Origin of the sequence: Tropicimonas aquimaris (genome assembly GCF_042676185.1) — a bacterium.
Taxonomy (GTDB): domain Bacteria; phylum Pseudomonadota; class Alphaproteobacteria; order Rhodobacterales; family Rhodobacteraceae; genus Tropicimonas; species Tropicimonas aquimaris.
In genome coordinates this window covers 1-6,592 of the sequence record NZ_JBHTJT010000040.1, presented here as the reverse complement: position 1 = coordinate 6,592, position 6,592 = coordinate 1, and the positions used below count along the sequence as shown (strand labels likewise).

Genomic DNA, 6,592 nt, shown 5'->3' with positions numbered 1-6,592 from the left:
CGGCAGAAGTCCTGAACCAAGAGCAGGTTTGGTCCTTGCGGACCAAGGCGCCTTGGCAACCGTCAGCTATACGAGGAGCACGTTTGCCAAGGCGACGGTCATGCCCAGACTGGCCGACTTTTGCTCCGCCCAGTGGTCGGTTTTTGCGCCGCCGTTGACACCGGGCTGGTGTTGGGAATGGGGTCTTTTGGCGGTCCGATCCCCGTGCCAGAGATGGTCGGCGATTACGACGCGCTGCCGCGCCGCCTGTTGAGGCTGGGCCATATCGCCTTCTTCGGGCTGGGAATACTCAACATCATGCTGGCACGGCAACTCGGCAGCAGACATCGCTCCGAGGCGTCGATGCGCCTGGCTCTCGGGGCCATGAACTTCGGCAATGTCGGCCTGCCGCTCACGCTGATCGGCGCGGCCTTCTTCGAACCGGCAAAGTACCTGATGAGCGTTCCGGCGATGGCGGTGACGCTGGCCCTTCTGCTGGGCGCCCGCGCGGCGATCGCCGATGCAAGGGGAGACATGCCATGAAACCGGACAGGCGCGAGGCATGGCTGCGCGAACTGATTTCGACGATCAGCGGCCGCTCGGCGCTCGAAACCGGCACCGACGAGGATCTGGGCGAAGCGGTGGGACTCGACAGCCTCGGAAGGTTGGAGGTCCTTGCCGCCGTGGAAGACGAATTCGTGGAAGACGAATTCGACATCCTTTTCGACGACGGCGCGCTGACAACCGCGACCACGATCTCGAAGATACTCCGGGCAATCCAGGACAAGACTCCGCAGCTCCGGGAGGAAGAGGCATGAGGCTCGGCCTGATCGCCATGTCCGGCGTTCGGGTCAGGTCCAAGGCGCTGGCCGACATGGGGGTCACGTTGCCCCAGTTCGTGCATCGGGGCGAGGTAATCGCCTCCCTTCCGAGCCTCGGGCTGCTGACCGTTGCCGCCCTCACACCGGAAGATGTGGAGATCACCTACCTCGAGATCGACACCCTGCCGGACGTTGGAGATCTCGAACAGTTCGACCTCGTCGGCATCTCGTCCTTCACCGCGCGGATCGAGGCGGCCTATACGCTCGCCGATCGTTACCGCGCCATCGGCGTTCCGGTCGTTCTGGGCGGCCTGCATGTCTCGCTGATGCCGGAGGAAGCTTCGGCCCATGCCGACAGCATCGTCATTGATGGCGCTGAAGGTGCATGGCCCGAACTGATGCGCGACTTTCGCGGCGGACGCATGAAGCCGGTCTATAAGGGGCTGCGCAAGGGTGTCTTTGCGCCGGATGCCTATGTGAAACCGCGCTTCGATCTCATTCGGGGCCGAGATTACAACCGCGTGGCCGTGCAGACGTCGCGTGGATGCCCCATCGACTGCGAGTTCTGTGCCGCGAGCCTGCGGATCACGTCCAGCTTCCAGCAAAAGCCCGTCGATCTCGTCGTGGACGAACTGCGCGCGGTAACGGAGGCTGTCGGCACCGCCTTCGTCGAGTTTGCCGACGACAACACCTTCGTGAACAAGCGGTGGGGAAAGGAATTCCTGCGGGCGATTGCGCCGCTCGACCTGAGATGGTTCACCGAAACCGATATCTCGGCTGCCGATGATAACGACCTGCTGGACGCGATGCGCGAGGCCGGGTGCCGGCAGATCCTGATCGGGCTCGAAGGCACGTCGCAGGCGGACCTCGCCGGGCTCGACCCGCACGGATGGAAAGCGCGGCGCGCCGACCGTTACATGGAGGCGATAGATCGCATCCAGTCCCGCGGCATCAGCGTGAACGGGTGCTTCGTGATGGGCCTCGACACCCATACACCGGAGACATTCGAGCACGTCCGGGATTTCATCCGGCAGTCGGGTTTGCTCGAAACCCAGATCACGGTGCTGACGCCGTTTCCCGGAACGCCGCTGTACCGCCGTCTGCACCGCGAGAAACGCCTTCTCGCAGACCGGTTCTGGGATCGCTGCACGCTTTTCGACGTCACTTTCCGACCCAGGCTGATGAGCGTCGACGAACTGGAGGCAGGAGCGCGTTGGCTGTTCTCGGAGGTTTACAGCCCGCCGGAATTCGCCCGGCGGAGACGCCGTTTCATGGAGATTGCCAAGCAGCGCAGGCGCGTTGCCTAACCAGATGGGGAACGCCAATGAACACGAAACAGTTGGAGCGTCTTTTCGTGGTCGCGGGGCTTTATGACGGGCTACTGGGGCTGAGTTTTCTTCTCGCACATGACAGGATTTTCGCGTTTTTCGAGGTCGCACCCCCGAACCACCCGGCCTATGTCGAGTTTCCGGCCTTGTTGCTCATGATCTTCGGGGCGCTGTTCGTGCATATCGCCACCGACCCGAAGCGCCACCGGAACCTGATCCCCTACGGCATGGCCCTGAAAGCCTCCTACGTCTTTCTCGCCTTCTGGTACCACGCCACGAGCGGCATCCCGGCAATGTGGCTGCCATGGGCCTGGATGGACCTCGGTTTCCTGTTTGCATTCGCCTATGCGTGGTGGTCGATATCGAAGGAAAGATCCGCCACGTAACGTTTAGTAGTTTTGCCGCGTCATCCACGAACGTCGGGTCTTGTAATTGCTGGTTCGGAGGCGTGACCAAGTGCGAATGGCGGCTCAGGGCCGATCTCAACTGTTCCACAAGGAAGGTTGATCGCGTCTTCTCGCAGGTGCAAAAACCTACCAGGAGGGCGGTGAGCAGCCCTTCGCTGCAGTAGTGTCTCGTTCGTATCAGGGCGACAATAGCCGACGTTCGCACACAATCGATGCAGAGAAGGCCCAGGGTCATTCAAGACGACCGTTCAGACCCAACCATGGGTGCGAGCCACAGAAGCCGCCTCGCCGCGCGAGCCGACGTCGATCTGGGCAAGGATCGCCGAGACATGGTGATCGACGGTTTTTGCCGAAATGAACAAGCGTTCGGCGATTTCGGCGTTCGAGAGCCCTTCATTCAGGGCGGCCAGCACTTCGAGTTGGCGGCGTGTAAGGCCGGAGGGGTGGTCACGTCGAACCTTTCTCGGCGGCTGGTAGTTGGTAGCGAGCCCACGGTCCCGCCAATACCCCGCCAGACGCCGCAAGACAGCCTCCGCCCCCATATCGCGCAGGAGGCTGACAGATCGGGCGCGGGCATCCACATCGTCTTCGGCAAGAGCGAGGGCTTCGAAGTAGCGGAACCCGGCGCGGCTCCAGGCATCGGCTGCGTCCTTCCATCGGCCGGCGATTTCGTGCCGAACCGGCGGCATGACCGATTCCGGCAGGTCGCGGTCGACGTCGCCACCGAGCTTGTGCAGCCAAAGCAGCGAAAGTGGAACGGCTTCCGGCGCCCCGCCTGCGCGGTCGACAACCCGTTCGAGCAGGGCCATGGCGCTGTCCCGGTCGGCTTGCCCGAGCCAGGCCAATTCTCCCTGCACCTCGGCATATGCCGCAAGGCGCTGAAGTTCGTCCATCTCCGCAACAAAACCGTCGAGATAGGCGATGGCGCGCTGATCAACTTCCTCGCCCCGGCGCATCGCCAGCCACATGATGGCACAGGCTTCGGGGAAGGACTGAGATCGGTTGGTTACCTCGGAAATGCCATCGAACGCGTCGGCCAAATAGGCATCGGCCTCTGACCAGCGCCCCTGAAAGATCAGGATCCAGGCGACCGTTCCGCTTTGGTAATGCCAGAATCCCTCCTGCTCGTGCGCCTTGGAATGCGCCCGCCCGGCGGTTGCAAACTCAAGTGCTCGCGGCAGGTCCATCAAGGCGATCTCGACATAGGCGCGATTGGTATAAGCCCGGGCGACGTCGTCGGAATGCATGATTTCAAGAGATATTTGCAGGCTTTCGTCGAGCAGTTCCCTCGCCCGCTGCGGTTCGACATGTATCACCGCCATACCGAGGTTGTTCTTCGCATGTGCGATGATATCCGGGCGGTTGAATTCCTCGGCGATCTCGATCGCCGCTTCGCAATGCTCGGCGACCGCGGGATAGTTGTAGTCGAGCACCTCAAGTTGGGCGATCGTCGAGCGTGCCATGGCAAGCTCCGGTCCGCGCATGTTGGCAAGCGTTTGATATGCGCGCTCGGCATAGTCTCGTGCGAGCGCGCGTTTGCCCATGAGCCAGGAAAAGCGGGACAGCCGACGATAGCTGTCGCCCTCACCAGCGATATCGCCTGCCTGCTTGTAGGTCTCCAGCGCGGCGTTCTGGGCATCAATGGCCGCGACATAATCGGCAATCTGATGCGCGGCGAAGGCGTAGCGGTCAAAAAGACTGCCACGCTGGCGCCAATCGAGCTCGGCGGCAGTCTCTACCGCGAGGGCAAGGAACGCCGCCGCCTGCCGAAGCGACCCGGTCATCTCGGCCTCGGTCGCCGCCTTCGGCGCGAATTCGCGGACGGCGGTTCGATCGCCGGCAATCGCTGCATGGTGCATGAGTCGCCCATGTGCGGTCTCTGTGCTCTCCCTCAGGAGGTCGAGGAGCCGTTGATTGAGATGCCGCCGCTCCGTATCGCCAAGCGCCTTTTCGACAGCTCGCCTCGCCAACTCGTGACGGAAGGCAACGAAGCCGTCCTCCTCTTCTAAAAGGCCCGCCTCAAGACAGGCATATATCCCTTCGCCGCCGCCCGAAAGTCGTTCGACAAGGGGCCATTCCGCCCGCCGCGGGAAGATCGACACCAAATTCAGGACGTTGCGGGCCGACTGGTCGAGCCGATCAGCACGAAATAGCACCGAGTCCTGAACACTGACCGGATGGCCACCTGCTTCGGTGCGCAGTAGCTCGGTCACGTAGAAAGCATTGCCCGCGGTCAAGTCAAAGATCTCGCCAGCATCTCGGCCGGCTGTCTCGGCCAATCGAGAGACCGCCTGAATCGACAGGGGTTCCAGTTGCATCCGGGTCAACATGTCAGGTGCGACCGCTCCGACGACGCGCCGGACAAGCACCTGCGCGCAAGCTTCATCGTCTCGCGAGGTCAGGATCAAGAGAACCGGCCGCGTCTCGATGCGGCGGCTTACATAGCGCAGGAAGTCGATCGTCGCATCGTCGGCCCAGTGCAAATCCTCCACGAGGATCACGGTCGGACCGGGCCCCTCGGCGAGCACGTCAAGCGCCTCGGAAAAGAGGGCGGTCCTGCTCCCCTCCGAAGTGAGCGAACCGGGAAGCGTCCAGCCAGCCTCGCGGGCGAGGTCCAGGAGCGGGGCCAGCGGCTCGGCGATAGTGAGGTCTTCACACGCGCCACGCAATACACGCGCGCTGTCGTCAATCTCGCGCAGGAAGGCGCGGGTCAGCGTGGACTTGCCGATCCCAGCTTCACCGGTGACTAACACAGTTTGTCCACTGCCGACGCGCGCGCCGTCGAGCAGCCTGCGAAGCGCATCCAGGTGTTTCTCCCTCTCCAGAAGCATCCGCTCTCCATCAATAGACTGGCTTCGCATGGGACCGGTAGGGATACCCATGTACCACCCCATCCTAACCCTACAACAAATGGGGAACGGCATCTGCCGAAAATGGGGAGCCTTCCCGACGCGCTGATCCAAGAACTCCGGCAACATGAAGATAGCTTGAAGAGAAGGAGACCCTCATGTTTGCCCGCATCAGATCCAAGTTCGCCCGCCGACCCAGCCTCGCCGACGATCGGAGCGCCCTGAGGATCGCCGGTTACCACGATGTGCCTGACCGCATCGATGCCCGCCACCGTGCCGACCGAGAACGCCTCAACCTCCCGTCAATCGGTCACCTGCGATAACCGGGCACGCTCTTTCCGCAGAAAGTACTGATCGGGCGCCTTGCGCAAGGAATCCATCAGGTTGCGCGACTTGCGCAAAGCGCCCAAAAGATTAGTGCAACGGGCCAGTTGAAACATGCAGGCACAGCGGAAGGCCGCTTTGGCGGCTTGCACCGAGAAACCGCCCCCGCCGGGGGGAACAGCAGCTTCGGGCCGGTCTCGATCGGGCTGTGTCGAGGTTGTTTGCTGACGCTACGTCATGGACACCAACAATCCGCGGCGAGGCAGAGGGGCGTTGTTGCGCAATTCAGCCCTAAGGCGTGATTTCCCCTTTCCCCGTTGATGTCATTCCACGCGGAGGATCTCGGCGGTGCCGAGGGCGTTGAAGCGGTTCATGAGTGCGATGCGGATGTGGATTTCGGCGGTTTGTCGGTCGGGGTCTCTGGCGGCGATGCGCTCGCCGAAGGATTTCAGGCAACGCATCTTCGCCTCGATCCGGCTGCGGGCGTGATACCCTGTCCAGCGTTTCCAGAAGGCCCGGCCGTAGTGCCGGGTGGCCCGGAGGGTTTCATTTCTTGTGATTGCGGCTGGGCAGTCTTCCTTCCACCACCGACCATTCTTGCGGATCGGGATGATCGGAATCGCGTCGCGCGCGAGGATCGCAGTATGACAGCGTCGCGTGTCATAGGCTCCATCGGCGGTCACGGTGCCGACGTCTTCGTCCTCGGGGATCTGTTCAAGCAGATTGTCAACGGCGGCGCAAAAACCGACCACTGGGCGGAGCAAAAGTCGGCCAGTCTGGGCATGACCGTCGCCTTGGCAAACGTGCTCCTCGTATAGCGGACGGTTGCCAAGGCGCCTTGGTCCGCAAGGACCAAACCTGCTCTTGGTTCAGGACTTCTGCCG

Annotated in this window: 5 protein-coding genes and 1 pseudogene; 4 read left to right on the top strand and 2 right to left on the bottom strand. The window is 62.4% G+C overall.

Annotation, left to right across the window (positions count from 1 at the left end):
- Positions 1 to 177: 177 nt before the first annotated feature.
- The 4 genes from ACFQ2S_RS17920 to ACFQ2S_RS17905 are packed head-to-tail and all read left to right on the top strand — an operon-like array spanning position 178 to position 2,514.
- Complete coding sequence (locus ACFQ2S_RS17920) at positions 178 to 522, top strand: hypothetical protein (RefSeq protein ID WP_386076571.1); 345 nt, start codon at positions 178 to 180, stop codon at positions 520 to 522.
- Positions 519 to 797, top strand: a complete 279-nt coding sequence (locus tag ACFQ2S_RS17915) for an acyl carrier protein (RefSeq protein WP_386076569.1) — start codon at positions 519 to 521, stop codon at positions 795 to 797. Before ACFQ2S_RS17920 ends, ACFQ2S_RS17915 begins: the two co-directional genes overlap by 4 nt.
- The gene (locus tag ACFQ2S_RS17910) at positions 794 to 2,107 is read left to right on the top strand and encodes a B12-binding domain-containing radical SAM protein (RefSeq protein WP_386076567.1); all 1,314 of its coding nucleotides are present in this window, start codon (positions 794 to 796) and stop codon (positions 2,105 to 2,107) included. Before ACFQ2S_RS17915 ends, ACFQ2S_RS17910 begins: the two co-directional genes overlap by 4 nt.
- A gap of 17 nt (positions 2,108 to 2,124) precedes the next feature.
- Positions 2,125 to 2,514 (top strand): hypothetical protein, encoded by a 390-nt coding sequence (locus ACFQ2S_RS17905; protein ID WP_386076566.1) that lies wholly within the window; start codon positions 2,125 to 2,127, stop codon positions 2,512 to 2,514.
- A 269-nt stretch (positions 2,515 to 2,783) separates the two neighbouring features.
- Here the strand turns inward: ACFQ2S_RS17905 and ACFQ2S_RS17900 are convergent, their stop codons facing one another.
- Positions 2,784 to 5,417: an ATP-binding protein gene (locus ACFQ2S_RS17900; RefSeq protein WP_386076564.1), complete on the bottom strand. Its 2,634-nt coding sequence runs from the start codon at positions 5,415 to 5,417 to the stop codon at positions 2,784 to 2,786.
- Positions 5,418 to 6,031: 614 nt separating this feature from the next.
- Positions 6,032 to 6,430 (bottom strand): annotated as a pseudogene (locus ACFQ2S_RS17895) (transposase); the annotation flags it as partial.
- Positions 6,431 to 6,592: the final 162 nt, after the last annotated feature.